Source organism: Legionella sp. MW5194, assembly GCF_016864235.1.
Taxonomy (GTDB): Bacteria; Pseudomonadota; Gammaproteobacteria; order Legionellales; family Legionellaceae; genus Legionella_C.
This window is the reverse complement of sequence record NZ_CP045732.1, coordinates 2,950,636-2,968,315: the sequence shown is the minus strand read 5'-3', so window position 1 is coordinate 2,968,315 and position 17,680 is coordinate 2,950,636. Positions and strand designations below refer to the sequence as shown.

The following is a 17,680-nucleotide window of genomic DNA, read 5'->3' as shown; positions in this document are numbered from 1 at the left end:
ATGAATAATGCGAGGCAAATAGCTGGCCAATCCAGGGGTGGATTGGCTGAATTGAAGGCTAGATTAACTTTTGTGGTTTTAGCAATCCTCGTTTATCGGTTAGGGGCTCATATTCCGGTCCCTGGTCTGGATCCACAAAAGCTGGCAAATTTCTTTGGTGAGCAACAGAATACCATTTTTGGTTTATTCAACATGTTCTCGGGCGGTGCATTATCCCGTGTGACAGTGTTCGCGATTGGAATTATGCCTTATATCTCCGCATCAATTATCATTCAGCTCTTTTCAGTTGTTTCACCTAAGTTGGAACAATTAAAAAAAGAGGGTGAAACTGGTCGTCGCAAGATTAATCAATACACACGTTACTTGACGTTGTTGCTGGCAATTTTCCAGTCATTAGGTATGTCTCGATGGTTGGCTGGTCAGCATATTGCACTTAACCCTGATTTCTTTTTCTATTTTACCTCTGTTGTGACGTTAGTCACAGGAACCATGTTTCTCATGTGGTTGGGAGAGCAAATTACTGAGAAGGGGGTCGGAAACGGTATCTCATTAATTATTTTCTCAGGTATCGTATCCAGCATGCCCAATGCCATTGCCTCGGTGTTTCAGCAAGTGCGTGAAGGGCAGATGCAGGGATTGTCATTGGTTCTGATTGGTATTATTGTCGTCGTGGTTACCGGCTTTGTAGTGTTCATGGAGCGAGCGCAGCGTCGTATTCGTGTTAATTATGCACAGCGTACGCATGGCCGCAAAGTTTATGCTGCACAGACCAGTCACTTGCCGCTGAAGATTAATATGTCAGGAGTTATTCCGCCGATTTTTGCTTCCAGTATTATTTTACTGCCCGCAACGTTAGCTCAGTTTTTCTCTAAAACCAAAGGGATGAGTTGGCTTGCTGATGTAGGAATGGCTTTATCACCTGGTCAACCGCTGTATTTAATTGTGTACGCGATTGCGATCATTGGCTTTGCATTTTTCTATGCAGCGTTGGTCTTCAATCCAAAGGATACAGCTGAAAATTTGAAAAAATCCGGCGCCTATATTCCCGGCATACGGCCTGGTGAACAAACGACCCGATACATTGATTCCGTGATGACTCGACTGACTTTAATCGGAGCTATCTATCTGGTACTGGTTTGCTTATTGCCACAAATTTTGATGTATACCTGGCATGTGCCTTTTTATTTTGGCGGAACTTCACTTTTAATCATCGTCGTTGTAATTATGGATTTTGTTGCGCAAGTACAAGCCCATTTGATGACACAGCAATATGATTCATTGATGAAAAAGGCCAATTTTAAAGGGACTAAGTTGCCCGGTCTTTTATGATTATTATCGGAGTTATTAATGAAAGTTAGAGCATCAGTTAAACGAATTTGCCGTAACTGTAAAATTATTAAGCGTAGCGGAACTATACGAGTTATTTGTAAAGACGCAAGGCATAAGCAAAAGCAAGGTTAAATTCCTGCTTGATTTTGGATCAATAAAATAGTATTCTTCTGTCCCTTTCTGGCAGAACAAAATAACGTTCGGAGAGATTTTAATGGCTCGTATTGCAGGTGTGAATATACCGGATCACAAACACATAGTGATTGCACTTACGTCGATTTACGGAATTGGCAAAACCACATCAAAAAAATTGTGTGAGGCGGTTGGCATTGACACCGCAACCAAAGTTTCGCAACTGTCTGAAGAAAAGCTGGAAGCGTTGCGTACTGAAATTGCCAAGATGACTGTTGAAGGTGATTTGCGTCGTGTTGTTACAATGAATATCAAGCGTCTTATGGACCTGGGTTGTTACCGCGGGTTGCGTCACCGCAGAGGCTTACCGCTACGGGGCCAACGTACGAAAACCAATGCTCGTACACGAAAAGGTCGCCGTAAAGGTACAAGTAATTAATTTAGGATAATAAGATGGCAAAGCAAAAGACTAGAAAAAAAGTTAAACGTGTCGTTTCTGATGGAATCGTACATGTTCACGCATCATTCAACAATACGATTGTTACGTTTACTGATCGTCAGGGTAATGCATTATGTTGGGCAACCTCCGGGGGTTCAGGCTTCCGTGGTTCAAGAAAAAGTACCCCTTATGCTGCTCAGGTTGCTACTGAAAGGGCTTCTGCGGTTGCAAAGGAATATGGTATGAAGTCTGTCGCAGTGTTCGTCCATGGACCTGGCCCCGGTCGTGAATCCACTATTCGCGAATTGATAGCGCAGGATTTCAAAATTGTTGAAATTACTGATGTGACAGGCATACCTCATAATGGATGCAAACCACCTAAAAAACGACGTGTTTAAGAGATTCAGGAGTAATTAATGGCTAGATATCTTGGTCCAAAGTGTAAGCTATCTCGTAGAGAAGGAACAGACCTCTATTTAAAAAGTGGCGTACGCGACCATAAATCAAAATGTAAATCTGAAAAATTGCCTGGTCAACACGGTGGTAATCGACCACGTTTAAGTGATTACGGTTTACAATTGCGTGAAAAACAAAAAATCCGCCGTTTGTATGGTGTGTTGGAAAAGCAATTCCGAAACTATTACAAAAAGGCAGCAAGTCAGAAAGGTGCGACAGGTGAAAACCTGATGGTTCTGCTGGAAAGCCGTCTTGATAACGTCGTTTATCGCATGGGATTTGCCAGTACTCGTGCTGAAGCTCGACAATTGGTCTCTCACAAGGCTATTCTGGTAAATGATGAGTTGGTTAATGTTCCTTCTTATCTGCTTAAAGCAGGTGACATCGTTTCTGTGCGTCAGAAGGCAAAAAGCCAGGGTCGTATTCAAGCGGCAGTTGCCTTGTCTGAGCAACGTGGTGCGTGCGATTGGTTAACTGTTGATAGCAGTGCTTTTAAGGGTACTTTTGCAACGGCACCCACATTAAATGACTTGTCTTCATCCTATAATGTTAATTTAGTTGTAGAACTTTACTCTAAGTAAGCTCGGAGACTAGCCGAATGTATACTGAAATAAATGAAATGCTGACGCCATCTGTACTGAAAGTACAATCAGAAACGCTTAATCATGCTCGTATCGTATTGGAGCCTCTTGAGCGTGGCTATGGCCACACGCTTGGAAATGCGTTGAGACGCATTCTCTTGTCCTCTATGCCGGGAAGCGCGATTACAGAAGTTTCTATCGATGGTGTATTACATGAATACAGCACTATTGAAGGCGTACAGGAGGATGTTGTCGATATTCTGTTAAACTTGAAGCAGGTTGCTATCAAGATGACCGTCGGACAGGAAGCGCACCTGACTCTGAGCAAACAAGGTCCGGGCGTCGTGACTGCAGGGGATATTGAATTAACCCACGGCATCGAAATTGTAAATCCTGATCTGGTTATTGCCCATTTGAATGAAAATGGCAAACTGAACATGACTCTGAAAGTGGAACGCGGTGTAGGCTTCCATTCCACTGATTCATTCATTCGTCATTTTGACGATGAAGCTGAGCATCGTTCTGTAGGTAAATTAAAAATTGATAATACGTTTTCGCCTGTTATCAAAGTCGCTTATTTTGTGGATAGCGCTCGCGTTGAAAATCGAACTGACCTGGATAAGTTAACGATCGATTTACAGACGAACGGTACTTTGGATCCTGAAGAAGCGATTCGCATCTCTGCTTCGATCCTGCAAAGGCAATTGCATGCTTTTGTGGACATGAAGTTTGAGGAGTCGCGTTCCGATAACAAAGAGCGTAATGATTTTGATCCAGTGTTATTAAGACCGGTAGATGATTTGGAATTGACGGTCCGTTCTGCTAATTGCTTGAAGGCAGAAAATATCTATTTTATCGGTGACCTGGTGCAAAAAACAGAAAATGAATTATTAAAAACACCCAATTTAGGAAAGAAATCCCTTACCGAAATTAAAGATGTTCTTGCATCACGATCTTTATCATTAGGGATGAAACTTGAGAATTGGCCGCCAGCTAACCTTGGCGATTAATAGTAGGAGTCTTACCCATGCGTCACCGTAACACAGGCCGTAGTTTTAGCCGTACAAGCAGTCACAGAAAAGCCATGTTCTCAAACATGTGCTGTTCTTTGATTGAGCATGAATTAATTAAAACTACATTGCCAAAAGCGAAAGAATTAAGAAAGTTCATTGAGCCATTGATTACTGTCAGCAAAAAGGATTCAGTTGCCAGTAGACGTCATGTATTTGATCGTCTTCGTTCAAAAAGTGCTGTGGGCAAGTTATTTACTACCTTGGGTCCGCGTTATGTTGAGCGTCCTGGTGGTTATGTACGTGTTTTAAAATGCGGCTTTCGACCGGGTGATAATGCACCTATGGCTATTATTGAGTTGGTTGATCGACCCGTTGAATCAGATTCCGATGAATAACTGATTTATTAGCTTATAAGACCCGCTTCGGCGGGTTTTTTTTATGACTTCTGTTTTCCCTTGTGTTCGGTGTCTATCGCCTATAGAGGTGAGGCCCAATCAATTAACTATGGGATACAACCTGAGTGCTATCCCTGTTGTTTTTGTTTGGGGATTAGGCCCGAGGGTCACCGAATGATTTCCCTCCTACAAGACATCAAATGGATTTGCCTTGGCGGCTTCTACCACCCTCACTTCTCCTGTGTTGCCCACGCAGGCGGGCACCCCAGGGGGAGAGGCTAAACCACTGCGACGGATAGACATCCAGTGCCGAGGTTCCGCGGCTAGAATGGATGCAGGTGCGCTTGCAACTCATCTTGGGCCTTCTCTAAACGATCCATTACTTTTGCGGCCGTTTTAGGTGGGATTTGAAAAAATTGCATCCAGATGGTCTTGGGTGATAAGGGATAATGGTAAGTGAAGAGTGTGTTTCTATCGCTTTCCGATAAGATCATCGACTTCCAGTATCGGATTGTGTGTTCTTTAAGGTAATCCTGTAATGTCATGCGAACGTTAAGGTAAGACTCTTTAAAATCTATGCCCTGCTTCATAATGGCGGTGATGCAGTCAATTTGCACAGTAAGCTCGCTGACTAAACGCTTAATCATGACGTGTTTAGCATCTTGAGCGCCGTACTCTTCTTCTATTGATTGGGCGATGGGTTGCAGAGCGGCAATCAATGATTGGATGGCGTGCTGAATACTGGTGGCCCTTTGTTCAAACAGACTTTTTATTTGTTGTTTATGTAAAGGGGCATCTGCTGTTCTAAGATAGGTTGTTGTCAACGTATCCATGCGCTTAAAGACATGGCGGGTTTTGTCGAATTTTTCGGTGTGATTAAGGAAATCCTCTGTTGTGTTGTTTAAGTAGGTTCTTGAGTAATGGTTTCTTAAATGGATGGGGTATTTGTGTGCAGGGTATACTTTGTTAGCCCAGGGATCACAGAAAAATGCATTTTTACCCCATGTCTCGGGTGAGTGGATCTGGCTTGCAGGATTACGGCCCACTACCAGAAAAGTATGATCTCCACCGCTTAGTGTAAAAACCTCAGCCCTGACATCAGGCTCATTCATTACCAGGTATTCCAGTGAGAGGAGTGACAATTCGAAACAGTTGCCCAAGGAGAATTTTTTGCAGAGTTCGGTCACTTTGTAGAAAATGTGTATGGAAAGGTCGGTCTCAAGATTATAAGGATCCTTAGCCAAAGAACATTCCCTCAGATCGGAAACCGCACTCTCCAAACTAACCCTTTGTTGGGATGTATAGGTGTTGTTAATGCCTTGTGTGGCTCCTTTCACGACAAAACGACGAGCATATTGGCATGCTTTTCGAGCGGCTAGATAATTGGCGGCACGATGCAGAGAATCAGGCATAATGACTACCCATGCCAATTTTTAAAGAAGGTAGGAATGATTGCCTAATGGTGGTCGGTATCCAATAATCACCAGGAAAAATTAATTGTTTGAATGCATTACTGCAGGGGACCATTCGTGCCTCATCTATTACAAAAAAATGACTTTTATGCTGGTTTTTTGGACTTGTCAATTCATTTGATTCAGGAATTGAAAGTGTGCGCCATCGGGCTTAATGGATCCTGCTCATGGATTAGAATCCAATACCGAAGAAGCAATTTCTGCCACTTGTAAAGCCAACTCAGGGTTGCTTCCATCCTCGAGGTGCCAGGCGGCAGACAACCCGGCGTATGCCAGAATCCATTTCAGCAAGCGAGTGGGCTCCAATTGAGACGCTTCGGCGACAACCCTAAGCTGATTTTGCAAACGGTTGGGGGTCGTGGCGGTTTGATGATCCGGATTACAAAAAAGATTCGCGTAATCAAACCCCCGCTCGCCAATCAGGCCTTTGGGATCAATGGCCAGCCAGCCGCGGTTACCAAAATAAAGGACATTGCGGTGATGGATATCCCCATGCAGTACGACCTGGTCGCGAGGATTGTTTAACAACCCCCTGGTTGCAACCAGTGCCTTGCTGAATATTCCACCATAATTTGCTGCAGCAGGCTCTAAGGCCTTGAACCAGTCGCAAAGTGATACGAGTCTGGGTGGATGCTCAGGCGATGAAGCCGAATGCAGTTGTTTTACCACGCCACACAGAATTCGACTGGCTTCAGTGTCGTTTCCTTGTTTGACCAGCTGAATAAGGCAGGGGAGTGTCATCGAACGCTCCATTAAAAAGGCTTGCTGATGATGTGCCAGGATGCGGGCTGCCCCTTGCCCATGCCACCAAACCATGAGTTCCCCACCGCGTTGTTCTTCCTCTATCGTGACTATTTTCAGCATCGCTGGCTGGTGATTATAAAGAACCGGAAGCAGCCTGCTGGTGTGGGTAATAATAGGTTCGCCATCGGGAAGCAGGTCCCAGTGGTGGATATAAGAAAGGAACTCGTTCATTGAATGAGTATAGACGAAGAGGGCACTGGTGAGACCTATCGAATGAGATGAACGGCATGCTGGCCTAACCTCGAAGCGAGGTTAGGACGGACGGTGGTTTTTCAAAATGGGATGTCATCATCCAGTTCGTCAAAGGCATCCTGGGCTGCGGTCTGGTGCTGACTCTTACGCGCAGGCGATGACGAAGCTGGAGCGCCCATGGTTTGGCCAGGCATCTCGTCAAAGCCGCCGGCTGAACCGCCTTTGCCATCGAGCATTTGAATGTCCGTGGCGACAATTTCAGTGGTGTAACGGTCTTGACCTTGTTGATCTTGCCATTTGCGGGTGCGTAAGCTGCCTTCGACATAAAGTTTGGAGCCTTTGCGCAAGTATTCACCGGCAATTTCGCCCAGACGGTTAAAACAAACCACGCGGTGCCATTCGGTACGTTCCTGCTTATCGCCGGTTTGTTTGTCTTTCCACGTTTCGCTGGTTGCAACGGATAAGGTGGTTACCGCATTGCCATTGGGCATGTATCGAACTTCCGGATCGCCGCCCACATTACCAATCAGGATAACTTTATTAATCCCGCGTGCCATTCTTTTCTCCTGGTGCTTTTGTTGCCAAACATTATACCCAATCTCGTTGGGTTTGCGTAGGTTTACCCTGAATCTGCGTAATTTTATGCAAATTAGTTGATTTTGATCGAAGACGGCGCTGGGCGAGACGCCAGGAAATCCTCAACACGGGTTGACTGGTAATTCTGTTGATCCACGCGTAAATAAAGCACGTTTTCATCCGGTTCAAAAATGGCTTCCTTAACGCCGGGCAATTGTTGCAATTGCGAAAGGGCAGCGATTAATGTCTCGGGCGCGTAAGATTCACAATTAATAATCACCGTCGAATAATAGCGATTCGGTTTCATTGTTCGAGCAATGAACAGCCACACAATACAAAGCAAGGCATTGACATAAAAAAGGGCCTGGTTGCCAGCATACTGATAAAGCAGCCCCGCGGTTGTGCCGCCTGAAAAAATACCCAAAAACTGACTGCTTGAATAAATACCCATTGCCGTGCCTTTACTGTGGGGATCGGCCTGGCGCGAAATCAGCGAGGGCAAGACGGCCTCAAGGATGTTGAACGCGGTGAAATACAACAGCATAAAAATCCATAAGCTCAGCCAGTGGTCCCCGCCAATTGCCAGCAGGAATTGGGCAATGCCGCTGGTTGCCACCGAAGCCAGAAACACCGCTTTCATCTGCCGCTTTTTTTCAGCCAGAATGATAAACGGCACCATGGCAATAAAAGCAATGATCATCAACGGAAGGTAAAATTGCCAGGCTTGGGCAAAGTGGTCGGATTTAACCTGATGCTTAAGCAGGAGCGGGACGGCATAAAACGTAGCGGTCAATATGAAATGCTGCAGAAAAATACCGGCGTTCAATCGTTGCAGCTGCGGATTGAAAAAGACGGTTTTCAGCAGCGAAGGGCTGGTTTCGCTGTCATGATGAAACCGTTCGCGTGCCGGCGTAGGAATAACACCGTGCAGCAAGACAAGTCCTGCAAAGGCTAAAAGCGCCGTCAAATAAAAAATACCCGGTAATCCATAATGGTGGGTAATGGCCGGGCTTACAATCATGGCCAGACTAAACGACGTGCCGATGGTCATGCCAATGACCGCCATGGCTTTGGTGCGCTGGTCATCCGGCGTTAAATCCGCAAGCAGGGCAATCAGCACGCTGCCTATCGCGCCCGTACCCTGAAGAATTCGGGCCGCGATCATGCCATGGATAGTGCTGGTTAAGGCACCCAGGATACTGCCGGCAATGAACAGGCACAAGCCTAAGGTCAGGACAGGCTTTCTGCCCCAACGATCCGACAACAGGCCAAACGGCATCTGCAGCAAGCCCTGGCTTAAACCGTAACTTCCCAGGGCTATGCCCATGAGGGCAGGGGTAGCGCCTTCAAGCTGCCCTGCAAAGACCGTAAAAACCGGGATTAACATAAAAAGTCCCAGCATGCGAAACGAAAAAATAGCTGCAATGGGAAAAACGCTCGTTATCCAGGAATTGTTCATGAGACATTGTCATTCTTTACTGATTCTGCTGATGGTACAAATTTAGCACCGCCTCGACAAGGAGAGATTATCAACTGGCCGTTGACAGAATAGGGTAATTCGCTGTAGTTTGGCAAATTTTATTGATGAAACGGTGACGAATGAGTTTGATTTTTGCAGATAAAGTGGCGCTGATAACCGGCGGCGCCCGCGGGATAGGCAAGGCGACGGCCTTGAAACTGGCGCAGGCGGGCTGTGACATCGCCATTGTGTATTACAACAGTTCCGATGAGGCCAATGAGCTGGTGAATGAGCTAATAGCCATGGGACGAAAAGCGGTCGCCCTGCAGGCCAATGTAGCGGATCATCAATCCGTCAAAGACATGTTTGTCCAATTCCGTAACCATTTCAAGCAGTTGCATTTTTTAATCAGTAACGCCGCCAGTGGGGTGTTAAAACCGGCATTAACCATGTCGACCAAGCATTGGCGCTGGTGCATGGAAACCAATGCCCTGGCTTTGAATCACCTGGTCTCCGAAGGCCGTGAACTCATGCCGGCCGGGGGGCGGGTCATCGCCTTATCCAGTCTCGGGGCAGAGCGCGCCATTCCCAATTATGCCTTTATTGGTGCGTCGAAAGCGGCACTGGAAGCGCTGGTGCGCTCATTAAGTCTTGAGCTTGCAGAGTACGGCATCACAGCCAATACTGTGTCGGCTGGTGTAGTCGATACCGATGCGTTGAAGCATTTCCCTAACCGCGAACAGCTGTTGGATGAATACCAGGCCCACGCACTGGCCGACAGGCCGTTAACCCCGGCTGATGTTGCCAATGCCGTGTTCCTGCTGTGCCTGCCGGAGGCATCGATGATCAATGCCCATACCCTGTTTGTCGATGCAGGGTATAGCCGTGTGGGTTAGAGAACCTGATCAGCAGCGGCGGTCATTAGACCGCTGTTTTGCTGCTGGTTTTTGAGGGTGTTGCGGGTGCCACTTTTTCACAGAGGTCTTTAAATTGGGAAACGTCTTGCCCGCGTGCAAAAAAGTTGACGACAACTCCCCTGACGTTTTCGACAATCCCCGTCGTTTTTAACCCATGAAAGTCCGACTGGGTGGTGGCAATAAACCGCGACTTGCCTTTCTTCCAGGCATCCTCAATTCCCAGCAGCCGTTGCACGGCAAGCAGGCGGCTGGTGCCGATATAGCTGCCGCCGGCCGTCAGCAGCGAGGGGGAGCCGACTTTCTTTATCGCGTTTTGATGCGCCTTATTAACGATGTCCTGGAGCGAACTGTCAGGCGTAATCGCTGTGTTTTCAAACGAAGACAATAACTGCGTGCAGTAAGTAATTTTGTTGTCTTTTCGAGACTGATGGAAGAAGCGGGTAACGAAATCCTTTTTCTCAGACTCGAGCTGGGTTTTATAATTGCTGACGAGTGTCATGAGGATAACCAGTTGTTGTTTGAGGGTTTCCCTGTGTTTTAAAACCGACTCATCCTCTTGTTCGGGCGCTTGGGCATTCTCTTGCGGTCCAGTCTTCTGGCGTTGGTCTACGTCAGGAACGTCGGTCGGGTTATTGGCCACTGGGGAACGCTGTTCTTCGACGACTTCGGGCTCGACGATAATTTCAGCCGCTGTGGTCGATTTCTCTTCGACCACAGCGTTTTTGCTGTTCAGGTATTCATTATGGTTTACAACCTTGGATAAAGCCTGCTTCGCCAATTCACCCGTGGCGATAACTTTTGCTTTTTCCTGCTGAATTAGCTTCACCAGTTCGGTGAGTTCCTCTTTCGTTTTGGCATCATGGCAGCTGTCAAGTTCGTTTTGTAATCCCAGCTTGTCAAACGCAGCACTCAGGGTGTCAATTGCGCGGATCTTTTCCTGGATAAACTGGATGTCTTTTTCGACTGGCTCATTTTTCTTTAATGCCTGTTGTGCGGTTTCTTCAATGGCTTGCAAAACACGGAGTGCCTGCTGGTAAACCTCCCCGGCTCTTTGCACATACAGCATGGCTTTTTGAAGTAATTCGTTATCACGCAGCGCAAGCACTTTTTCTTTGAAAAGTTGAGCACGGGTGGTTACATTTTGTAACAAACTGCTTTCCTGATTGAGTTCTTCCTCTGTAAGCAGTTGGAATTCCTTGCCCAGTTGATTTTGAACGGTTTCTTTATACCCTATCCTGACCCGCAAATAATGAGCAAATACTGAATAGTCACTCCGTGCTTTTTTGGTATCTATTTTTTCAATTGCCTGAAGCGCCTCTAACTCGGTAATGAGTTGACTCAGGAATTGAAGGTGGCGTTCACCTTTAAAACCAAGAGCAGGTAAACCCTTAGTGGGGTCCCCTATGAATAACTTTTGCAGCGGCACACTGAAACCCAGTTCCGCAAAGGCTTTCAATTGCTCAAGGATGGGTTCGGAAGTAAAAAAACGGGGTTTCTTGAAAACGAGGTAAATTTGAATATTGCTCATGCAGTGTATCTATATATTTAACATGGTGGCCATATTGTATTCTCTCTGTCTTATGGGAATATTAACAACGATAATTTTTCCTTAATATTGCTGATGTAAAATTTAGACTAACGTTGGAGTAGAGATAAACATGTTACATTCTTACTATTTAAAGATCCGGTAAATGGGTTGTATCGAGTGCGATGGACACCCATGTATAAACTGCATGATATTAGCGAATGGGTTGACAATAACTGGCGCCCTTGCCCTATTCTAAACCAGGACGAGAATCAGCATAGTGTAAATGCAAATCTGGCTATCACCGGACAAGAGGGGAAGGCTCAATTTTTAGTTTCTAAAGACTCTTTTACTCATGCCTCAATCCAACTGAGTGTGAGAAGGGGGTTGTTCACAGAAACCTTCACAGTGAAGTTGACTGCTGTTGCAAATCCGGCACCTGAAAAAACAGAAAGAAGTGAAAAAGCATCGGTCACCCGTCATGAACAAGCAAGCGCTTCGATAACGCATGCCCCACGTGAACTTTCAACCGGGCAAATCGAGAAGCTAAAGGCCCATAAAGCGAAATTGGAAAACCGTCTGTTTGAATACCGTTTTTTCAGTTATGTTTTTGGTGACTGTTTTGGCAAAGGGTATTCCAAAAGTGAAAAAATCAGGGAAATTGATAATTTATTGAATGGCAAGGACGAGGTGGATATGGATGTTGTGCAGCAGGGACGAACCGGGCGCATACTGCGGGGCAATTAGTTAAACGCAATTTGGCATAGCTGTCAATGAAAAAATTATGATATACTCTGGAGTTTTTCTAACTAGATGAGCTCTGAGGATAGAATATGAATGTAGACAGCGTGTACCCCAAGGTCAGGGAAATTATCGCAGACGTGTTGGTGATCGATGAAGAAGACGTAACAAAACAAAGCCGTCTGATTGCTGATTTGGGGGCGGAATCCATTGATTTTCTCGATTTGGTTTTCCAACTCGAAAAAGAATTCAATATCAAAATCCCCCGTGGTCAGTTGGAAAAGAATGCCCGCGGTGATTTGGCTGAAGACGAGTTTGAGAAAGGCGGCGTGTTAACAGTCAAAGGCATGCAGGCGTTGAAGAACTATTTAAGTGAAGTGCCGGCTGAGCATTTCAAAGCCAACCTGAAGGTCAATGAAATTCCCATGTTGTTTACGGTCGAAACGTTTTGCAAATTAGTCGTTGCTGCCGTTAATGATCAAAAAACAACTGAAACAGTGGCCTGATGCGCTTTTTATTTGTTGACAGAATCCTTGAGCTTGTCCCGGGGGAGTGGGTTCGCGGTGTGAAGCATGTCACCTGCGATGATGCTTACCTTGTGCGTGATGAACAGGGCAAGCCATGCTTTCCTTCCTCGCTCATCGGTGAAACCTTAGGGCAACTGGCCGCCTGGAATGTCATGGCCATGAACCAGTTTACGGCAAGGCCGGTTGCGGGTGTGGTGGCCAGTGCCCGCCCGCTTAAACCGGCTTATGTGGGCGACACCCTGTTGCTTGAATCGTTTATCGAGCGGCTTGATGAAAGTTCCGTACAATACCACAGTAAAGCCAGCGTCAACGGCGAAACCATCTTCACGGTCGAAGGGGCTTTAGGCCCTTTGCTCCCTATGGCGCTGTTTATTTCCGAAGACGAGGTCCGCGCCCAGTTTGCCGAAATTAATCGGCCCGGCGAATGGCAACCCTCAGAGGCTAACCCCGACGCAATCCCTGCCCGTTCAGTGACCCCGACAGCCTGCATGGGGTTCGACCGTATTCTTTCCTCGGTGCCCGGCGTGGAATGTGTAGCTGAAAAATTAATCAGCCGTTCGGCCTCCTATTTTCCCGATCATTTTCCCCGAAAACCGGTGCTGCCCATGACCGTATTGCTGGAGTGCAAGCTCAATCTCGCCCGTGAGTTTCTGGCTCAGGCTGATTTTCCGGTGACTTACCGTGTGGTTGAGTTGCGTAAAATTAAAATGAGTGATTTCGTTCAGCCTGGCGATCGGTTACTCTGCTACCTTAAAGTCAAGCATCGGGACGAGCAGCAATTGATCTTGAGTTATCGCAGCGAAGTGGATGGCCGCAGGGTTTGTGTTTTAGAGGTTGTGATGACCACAGAAGGTAATTGATTATGAGTAAACGACGTGTAGCTATCACCGGTTTGGGTGTGGTTTCCCCCTTGGGGAACGATGTGGCAGCGACCTGGTCTAATCTGATGGCTGGGGAATCCGGGATTGCTGAAATCAGACAATTTGATGCCAGCGGCTTTCCAACCTGCATCGCCGCCGAAGTGAAATCCTTTACGCCAAAGGCAGCCCTTCAGGGGAAACACAGCCGTTTTGCCATGTCGTTTACGCAATATGCCCTGCATGCGGCACAACAGGCCTTCGATGATGCCGGCATTTTGCCCGAAAAGCACAACGCCGCGCGTTGGGGCGTTGTGGCGGGTAGCGGCATGATGACGGCCGAATTTGATTACCTGCAGCGTTTTCAGCGCGCCTGCGCTGAGCAGGGTGAGATTAACTGGCAGCTGCTTGAGGAAAACGCCCGTGATTTCTACCGCCTTGCCGATTTCGGTCAAACCACGTCCAATTCAGGTTTATCCCTGTTGATTCAACAGTTTGGTATTGAAGGATATGCCACCTCCGTCCACACCGCCTGTGCCTCCGGTGGTCAGGCCCTGGGTCTCGCCATGCAGGCCATTCGCCGCGGCGAGGCGGATTACATTCTTGCCGGCGGGTATGATTCAATGATTAATCCCTTGGGCTTATCCAGTTTTTGCCTGTTGGGCGCACTGTCCACTTACAATGACACGCCGACGACAGCCAGCCGGCCATTTGATGCCACCCGCAATGGTTTTGTTCTTGGCGAGGGCGCGGCCTTCCTGATTCTTGAGGAATGGCAGAAGGCTAAAAAGCGCGGTGCACGGATTTATGCGGAATTGGCCGGCGAGGGGAATTCCCTGAGTTCCTATCGCATTACCGATTCGCACCCCAATGGCGACGGCGCTATCCAGGCCATTGAACGGGCCCTGCAGGATGCCGGTGTACAGCCTTCCGATGTGGATTACATCAATGCGCACGGCACCTCAACGAAAATGAATGATTTGAGCGAAACCAATGCCATCAAGGCGGTGTTTAAAGAGCGTGCCCGTACCTTGCCGACCAGTTCGACCAAAAGCCAAACCGGTCATTTGATCGCGGCAGCGGGGGCGCTGGAGGCCGTCCTATCGGTCTTGTCCATCCACCATGGCTATATCCCCCAAACCGCCAATTTAACGACGCCTGATCCTGACTGTGATTTGGATTATGTGGTCGATGGACCGCGTGAAAAAGCGGTTGGTGTGGTATTATCCAATTCGTTTGGATTTGGCGGCTCAAACAGCAGCCTGCTCTTTAAGCACCCGGAATTTGGAGGGGCAGCTCATGACTAATCGTGTGTTTATTACCGGATACAGCGCCCTGACGGCTTCTGGCGACACAGCCGCTGCCACCTGGGACGCGGTGCTTGCCGGTCAAAGCGGTATTGATAAAATTAGCCAATGGGATCTGGCCGATTGGCCTGCGTCTCTGGGGGGAGAACTTAAACACTTCCAGCCGGCTAAAATGCTGCCGGATCGCAAATTGATGAAAGTCATTTCGCGCCAGGATGTCATGGGGATTAATGCGGCCGTGCAAGCGGTCGAGCACAGTCAGATGATTGCCTACCGTGACGCGCTGCCTTCAGCCACGGCATTTGATGAACAAACCGGTGTGTATGTGGGCTCTCCCGGCAATAAATATTTTCAGCAATACGATTTCTTGCCCTTATTGGCTAAAACCGACGGCGACATGCAACGATTTGCCGCTCAGTTGTTTAACGAAGTCCACCCCATGTGGCTGCTGCGTATTTTACCCAATAATGTGCTGGCCTATACTGGCATAACCTATGGTTTTAAGGGCCCTAATCACAACGTCACCAACCATGCCGTAGGCGGCACCCAGGCTTTACTGGAAGCATTCCATGCCATCCAAAGCGGCCAGGCTGAACGCGCCGTAGTGGTCGCTTACGATATGGGTATAGAACCTCAGGCTTTGTATTACTATGACAAGCTTGGCGTCGTCAGCGCCAGGCATTTAAAGCCGTTCGACCGCGACCATGATGGCACCATCCTCGCGGAGGGAGCAGCTGCCCTGGTTCTTGAAAGTGAAGCCAGTGCAACGGCGCGGGCCGCGACATGCTATGCTGAAATTGCCGGCGGTTTGTCAGGCTCCGAAGCCTCCGGTCTGTTTTCATTGAATGAAGACGGTGCGCATTTAGCGCAACTCCTTCAAACCACCTTAAGCAACGTCGGAGTGGATGCCGGGCACATTGATTTTGTCGCCGCGCACGGTAACGGCAACAGAAAATCCGACATCAGTGAAGCGCAGGCCATTCGGCAGGTCTTTGGAAAGGATATTCCGGTCACTGCTTTTAAGTGGGCGATGGGCCATACCATCTGTGCTTCTGGCATGGTGGATACTGTATTGACAGTCATGGCGCTCAGGCAGCAATGCGTTCCAGGCATTGCCAATCTGACCGCGATTTCCGAAGCCTGTGCCGACTTGAACATTGACAGCCAAACCCGTACTCTACCGCAAGCGCGCCATGCGGTACTGATTAACCGCGGCTTTGCCAGTATGAATGCCTGCGTGGTGATTAAAGCCTGTGAATAACGCCGCCGAAAAAATTGACGCCTTGAAGTTAACGCTTGCCGGCCGGTTTATCTACCATTGCCTGCCCTATCGGCGTCGTATCGTCATGGCGAATATCAACCAGGTGTTTGGCGAACAATTAACACTGAAACAAAAACAACACCTGGCCAAAGCCTTTTATGGCCACTTGGCTACGTCGCTGAAAGAAACCCTGTTGCTCCGTTTTATGAGTGAAAAAGCGCTTAAAGAGCGTGTGGAAGTGCGTGGGCATGAGCACATGTTGAATGCCGTGGCGAACCAGCGAGGCGTGTTGGTTTTAACGGGTCATTTTGGCAGTTGGGAATTTGCCCCCATTGGCGGCGTGTTGAATTTCAAACGGTTTCAGGGCCAATTTCACTTCATTCGCAAGACGCTTGGCAATAAATGGATTGAGCGGATGATGTTTCGCCGTTATTACCGTGCGGGTTTAAATGTTATCCCCAGTAAAAATTCCCTGGAACAGGTCTGTGATGCGCTGGAGCAGAACCATGCCGTCATTTTTGTGCTTGATCAACATGCTTACGTGGAAAACCGTGATGGGGTGGCGGTGGAATTCTTTGGTAAAAAAGCCGGGACTTATCGTAGTCTGGCGAGTTTTGCTCGCCATACGGGGGTCCCAGTGGTCCCGGCCGCTTCCCATCGTCTGCCTAATGGCCGCCATGTGCTTGAATTTTTTGAGCCATTGGTATGGACAGATTACGGTTCCACCCAGGAATCGATTTACCGTAATACCTTAGCCTATAATCAGGCACTGGAGCGCATGATTCTGGCTCATCCCGAGCAATGGCTGTGGTTTCATAAGCGGTGGAAGTTAAAAGAGCCGGTCACTAATGAACAACCGGTTAACGCCAGTCCCTAGGCTCGAGTGGAATCAGCAACCACATAATGACATAAACAAGCAGGGATGAACCGCCCAGGATAAATAGCAGCACAAAAGCCGCCCTTATCCAGAAAGGATCCAGTGAAAAATAATCAGCAAGTCCACCACAAACGCCGGCAATACGTTTTTCGCGTCTGGATCGCCAAAGTTTACGGTAAGGTTTAGTGGGTTCAGTCATGGTGAAAATCATTCAACGAAAAAGAAGAGTATAAACGATAGCGGTGCAGTATGCCAAAAGGGTGGAAAGTTGTCCTGCAGCAGTTCTGGTCACAAAGTGGATGTCACATGACTCGCGTTAGGCGTCTTACTCACGGTAAGCTGGCACACGGCGGGTCGAATCAGACCTCCTGGCGATGTCTTGTTAGCCGAGCAGGAACAACTACCACTAACATAACCTTATGCCATGCACTGATGATTAGCAAAATCTATTTTGTTAAGTTTAAGCAAAGTTTGGTGGAATGGCGTGGAGGCAGGAATTATGCGGAAGGGCTTCTTCACAGCGAGAAAACGGCACTGGAAGTGCTTCCATCCTGCGTGAGGATGGAAGGCAAGCCGCTTACTCTTTGACTTCACAGGTGATTTTTGTGCAGTCACGGCAATGTTGGCCGGCAAAATTAAAGGCTTCATCCGCAGAACGGGCGTTATCGGCCATTTGTTTGTCGGCTGCTTTATCTGACTCAACATCGCTGCTGCTGGCATTGGTTGTGCAGACCCAGTTGGACGTCATGTCTGTATTGGCTGCATAAAGGCTGGTGGTTGCCAGCATGACGCCAGCAAAAACAAAAGAGGTGATTTTCAT

General features: G+C 47.8%; 21 protein-coding genes. 14 read left to right on the top strand and 7 right to left on the bottom strand.

The window, feature by feature from the left end; genetic code table 11:
• The 7 genes from secY (at position 1) to rplQ (ending at position 4,345) form a co-directional block, all read left to right on the top strand.
• Complete coding sequence (gene secY / locus GH742_RS13705) at positions 1-1,329, top strand: preprotein translocase subunit SecY (RefSeq protein WP_203455434.1); 1,329 nt, start codon at positions 1-3, stop codon at positions 1,327-1,329.
• Positions 1,330-1,347: 18 nt separating this feature from the next.
• Positions 1,348-1,461 carry a 50S ribosomal protein L36 gene (gene rpmJ, locus GH742_RS13700; RefSeq protein ID WP_010946099.1) on the top strand — a complete coding sequence of 38 codons (114 nt, stop codon included), beginning with the start codon at positions 1,348-1,350 and terminating at the stop codon, positions 1,459-1,461.
• A gap of 82 nt (positions 1,462-1,543) precedes the next feature.
• A complete protein-coding gene (gene rpsM / locus GH742_RS13695; RefSeq protein WP_108294389.1) occupies positions 1,544-1,900 on the top strand; it encodes a 30S ribosomal protein S13 in 357 nt (118 codons plus the stop codon).
• Positions 1,901-1,914: 14 nt separating this feature from the next.
• Positions 1,915-2,298, top strand: coding sequence for a 30S ribosomal protein S11 (gene rpsK / locus GH742_RS13690; protein WP_108335305.1), 384 nt, complete (start codon positions 1,915-1,917; stop codon positions 2,296-2,298).
• A gap of 18 nt (positions 2,299-2,316) precedes the next feature.
• Positions 2,317-2,937, top strand: a complete 621-nt coding sequence (gene rpsD / locus GH742_RS13685; protein WP_203455433.1) for a 30S ribosomal protein S4 — start codon at positions 2,317-2,319, stop codon at positions 2,935-2,937.
• 17 nt (positions 2,938-2,954) lie between these two features.
• Complete coding sequence (gene rpoA / locus GH742_RS13680; RefSeq protein ID WP_203455432.1) at positions 2,955-3,947, top strand: DNA-directed RNA polymerase subunit alpha; 993 nt, start codon at positions 2,955-2,957, stop codon at positions 3,945-3,947.
• Positions 3,948-3,964: 17 nt separating this feature from the next.
• On the top strand, positions 3,965-4,345 hold the full coding sequence (gene rplQ, locus GH742_RS13675) for a 50S ribosomal protein L17 (protein ID WP_058532460.1): 381 nt from the start codon (positions 3,965-3,967) through the stop codon (positions 4,343-4,345).
• A 323-nt stretch (positions 4,346-4,668) separates the two neighbouring features.
• Here rplQ and GH742_RS13670 read toward each other — a convergent pair whose 3' ends face one another.
• From GH742_RS13670 to GH742_RS13655, 4 genes are all read right to left on the bottom strand, one after another.
• Positions 4,669-5,757 (bottom strand): hypothetical protein, encoded by a 1,089-nt coding sequence (locus GH742_RS13670; protein WP_203455431.1) that lies wholly within the window; start codon positions 5,755-5,757, stop codon positions 4,669-4,671.
• 225 nt (positions 5,758-5,982) lie between these two features.
• A complete protein-coding gene (locus tag GH742_RS13665) occupies positions 5,983-6,792 on the bottom strand; it encodes an aminoglycoside phosphotransferase family protein (RefSeq protein WP_203455430.1) in 810 nt (269 codons plus the stop codon).
• Positions 6,793-6,893: 101 nt separating this feature from the next.
• Complete coding sequence (ssb, locus tag GH742_RS13660; RefSeq protein ID WP_203455429.1) at positions 6,894-7,370, bottom strand: single-stranded DNA-binding protein; 477 nt, start codon at positions 7,368-7,370, stop codon at positions 6,894-6,896.
• A 92-nt stretch (positions 7,371-7,462) separates the two neighbouring features.
• On the bottom strand, positions 7,463-8,848 hold the full coding sequence (locus tag GH742_RS13655) for an MFS transporter (protein ID WP_203455428.1): 1,386 nt from the start codon (positions 8,846-8,848) through the stop codon (positions 7,463-7,465).
• Between the two features lie 140 nt (positions 8,849-8,988).
• On the opposite strand from GH742_RS13655, the gene fabL reads away from it, so the two are divergent.
• Positions 8,989-9,744 carry an enoyl-[acyl-carrier-protein] reductase FabL gene (fabL, locus tag GH742_RS13650; protein ID WP_203455427.1) on the top strand — a complete coding sequence of 252 codons (756 nt, stop codon included), beginning with the start codon at positions 8,989-8,991 and terminating at the stop codon, positions 9,742-9,744.
• 25 nt (positions 9,745-9,769) lie between these two features.
• On the opposite strand, the gene GH742_RS13645 is transcribed toward fabL, so the two are convergent.
• Positions 9,770-11,293, bottom strand: coding sequence for a hypothetical protein (locus GH742_RS13645; protein ID WP_203455426.1), 1,524 nt, complete (start codon positions 11,291-11,293; stop codon positions 9,770-9,772).
• A gap of 192 nt (positions 11,294-11,485) precedes the next feature.
• On the opposite strand from GH742_RS13645, the gene GH742_RS13640 reads away from it, so the two are divergent.
• The 6 genes from GH742_RS13640 (at position 11,486) to GH742_RS13615 (ending at position 16,860) form a co-directional block, all read left to right on the top strand.
• A complete protein-coding gene (locus tag GH742_RS13640; protein WP_203455425.1) occupies positions 11,486-12,037 on the top strand; it encodes a hypothetical protein in 552 nt (183 codons plus the stop codon).
• Between the two features lie 86 nt (positions 12,038-12,123).
• Positions 12,124-12,537, top strand: coding sequence for an acyl carrier protein (locus tag GH742_RS13635; protein WP_058532451.1), 414 nt, complete (start codon positions 12,124-12,126; stop codon positions 12,535-12,537).
• Complete coding sequence (locus GH742_RS13630; RefSeq protein ID WP_203455424.1) at positions 12,537-13,418, top strand: 3-hydroxyacyl-ACP dehydratase FabZ family protein; 882 nt, start codon at positions 12,537-12,539, stop codon at positions 13,416-13,418. Before GH742_RS13635 ends, GH742_RS13630 begins: the two co-directional genes overlap by 1 nt.
• Before the next feature lie 2 nt (positions 13,419-13,420).
• Entirely contained in the window at positions 13,421-14,722 is a 1,302-nt protein-coding gene (locus GH742_RS13625; protein WP_203455423.1) for a beta-ketoacyl synthase, read from the top strand.
• Complete coding sequence (locus GH742_RS13620; protein WP_203455422.1) at positions 14,715-15,983, top strand: beta-ketoacyl synthase; 1,269 nt, start codon at positions 14,715-14,717, stop codon at positions 15,981-15,983. The genes GH742_RS13625 and GH742_RS13620 overlap by 8 nt, the downstream gene beginning before the upstream one ends.
• Positions 15,976-16,860: a lysophospholipid acyltransferase family protein gene (locus tag GH742_RS13615; RefSeq protein WP_203455421.1), complete on the top strand. Its 885-nt coding sequence runs from the start codon at positions 15,976-15,978 to the stop codon at positions 16,858-16,860. The genes GH742_RS13620 and GH742_RS13615 overlap by 8 nt, the downstream gene beginning before the upstream one ends.
• On the opposite strand, the gene GH742_RS13610 is transcribed toward GH742_RS13615, so the two are convergent.
• Positions 16,844-17,059, bottom strand: coding sequence for a PspC domain-containing protein (locus GH742_RS13610; RefSeq protein ID WP_203455420.1), 216 nt, complete (start codon positions 17,057-17,059; stop codon positions 16,844-16,846). The two genes, GH742_RS13615 and GH742_RS13610, sit on opposite strands and share 17 nt — an antisense overlap.
• A 378-nt stretch (positions 17,060-17,437) precedes the next feature.
• On the bottom strand, positions 17,438-17,680 hold the full coding sequence (locus GH742_RS13605) for a hypothetical protein (protein WP_203455419.1): 243 nt from the start codon (positions 17,678-17,680) through the stop codon (positions 17,438-17,440).

Excerpts from the sequence above, each read along its gene's own strand:
- secY (WP_203455434.1), top strand. The coding sequence starts at position 1 with ATGAATAATGCGAGGCAAATAGCTGGCCAATCCAGGGGTGGATTGGCT.
- rpmJ (WP_010946099.1), top strand. The coding sequence starts at position 1,348 with ATGAAAGTTAGAGCATCAGTTAAACGAATTTGCCGTAACTGTAAAATT.
- rpsM (WP_108294389.1), top strand. The coding sequence starts at position 1,544 with ATGGCTCGTATTGCAGGTGTGAATATACCGGATCACAAACACATAGTG.
- rpsK (WP_108335305.1), top strand. The coding sequence starts at position 1,915 with ATGGCAAAGCAAAAGACTAGAAAAAAAGTTAAACGTGTCGTTTCTGAT.
- rpsD (WP_203455433.1), top strand. The coding sequence starts at position 2,317 with ATGGCTAGATATCTTGGTCCAAAGTGTAAGCTATCTCGTAGAGAAGGA.
- rpoA (WP_203455432.1), top strand. The coding sequence starts at position 2,955 with ATGTATACTGAAATAAATGAAATGCTGACGCCATCTGTACTGAAAGTA.
- rplQ (WP_058532460.1), top strand. The coding sequence starts at position 3,965 with ATGCGTCACCGTAACACAGGCCGTAGTTTTAGCCGTACAAGCAGTCAC.
- GH742_RS13670 (WP_203455431.1), bottom strand. The coding sequence starts at position 5,757 with ATGCCTGATTCTCTGCATCGTGCCGCCAATTATCTAGCCGCTCGAAAA.
- GH742_RS13665 (WP_203455430.1), bottom strand. The coding sequence starts at position 6,792 with ATGAACGAGTTCCTTTCTTATATCCACCACTGGGACCTGCTTCCCGAT.
- ssb (WP_203455429.1), bottom strand. The coding sequence starts at position 7,370 with ATGGCACGCGGGATTAATAAAGTTATCCTGATTGGTAATGTGGGCGGC.
- GH742_RS13655 (WP_203455428.1), bottom strand. The coding sequence starts at position 8,848 with ATGAACAATTCCTGGATAACGAGCGTTTTTCCCATTGCAGCTATTTTT.
- fabL (WP_203455427.1), top strand. The coding sequence starts at position 8,989 with ATGAGTTTGATTTTTGCAGATAAAGTGGCGCTGATAACCGGCGGCGCC.
- GH742_RS13645 (WP_203455426.1), bottom strand. The coding sequence starts at position 11,293 with ATGAGCAATATTCAAATTTACCTCGTTTTCAAGAAACCCCGTTTTTTT.
- GH742_RS13640 (WP_203455425.1), top strand. The coding sequence starts at position 11,486 with ATGTATAAACTGCATGATATTAGCGAATGGGTTGACAATAACTGGCGC.
- GH742_RS13635 (WP_058532451.1), top strand. The coding sequence starts at position 12,124 with ATGAATGTAGACAGCGTGTACCCCAAGGTCAGGGAAATTATCGCAGAC.
- GH742_RS13630 (WP_203455424.1), top strand. The coding sequence starts at position 12,537 with ATGCGCTTTTTATTTGTTGACAGAATCCTTGAGCTTGTCCCGGGGGAG.
- GH742_RS13625 (WP_203455423.1), top strand. The coding sequence starts at position 13,421 with ATGAGTAAACGACGTGTAGCTATCACCGGTTTGGGTGTGGTTTCCCCC.
- GH742_RS13620 (WP_203455422.1), top strand. The coding sequence starts at position 14,715 with ATGACTAATCGTGTGTTTATTACCGGATACAGCGCCCTGACGGCTTCT.
- GH742_RS13610 (WP_203455420.1), bottom strand. The coding sequence starts at position 17,059 with ATGACTGAACCCACTAAACCTTACCGTAAACTTTGGCGATCCAGACGC.
- GH742_RS13605 (WP_203455419.1), bottom strand. The coding sequence starts at position 17,680 with ATGAAAATCACCTCTTTTGTTTTTGCTGGCGTCATGCTGGCAACCACC.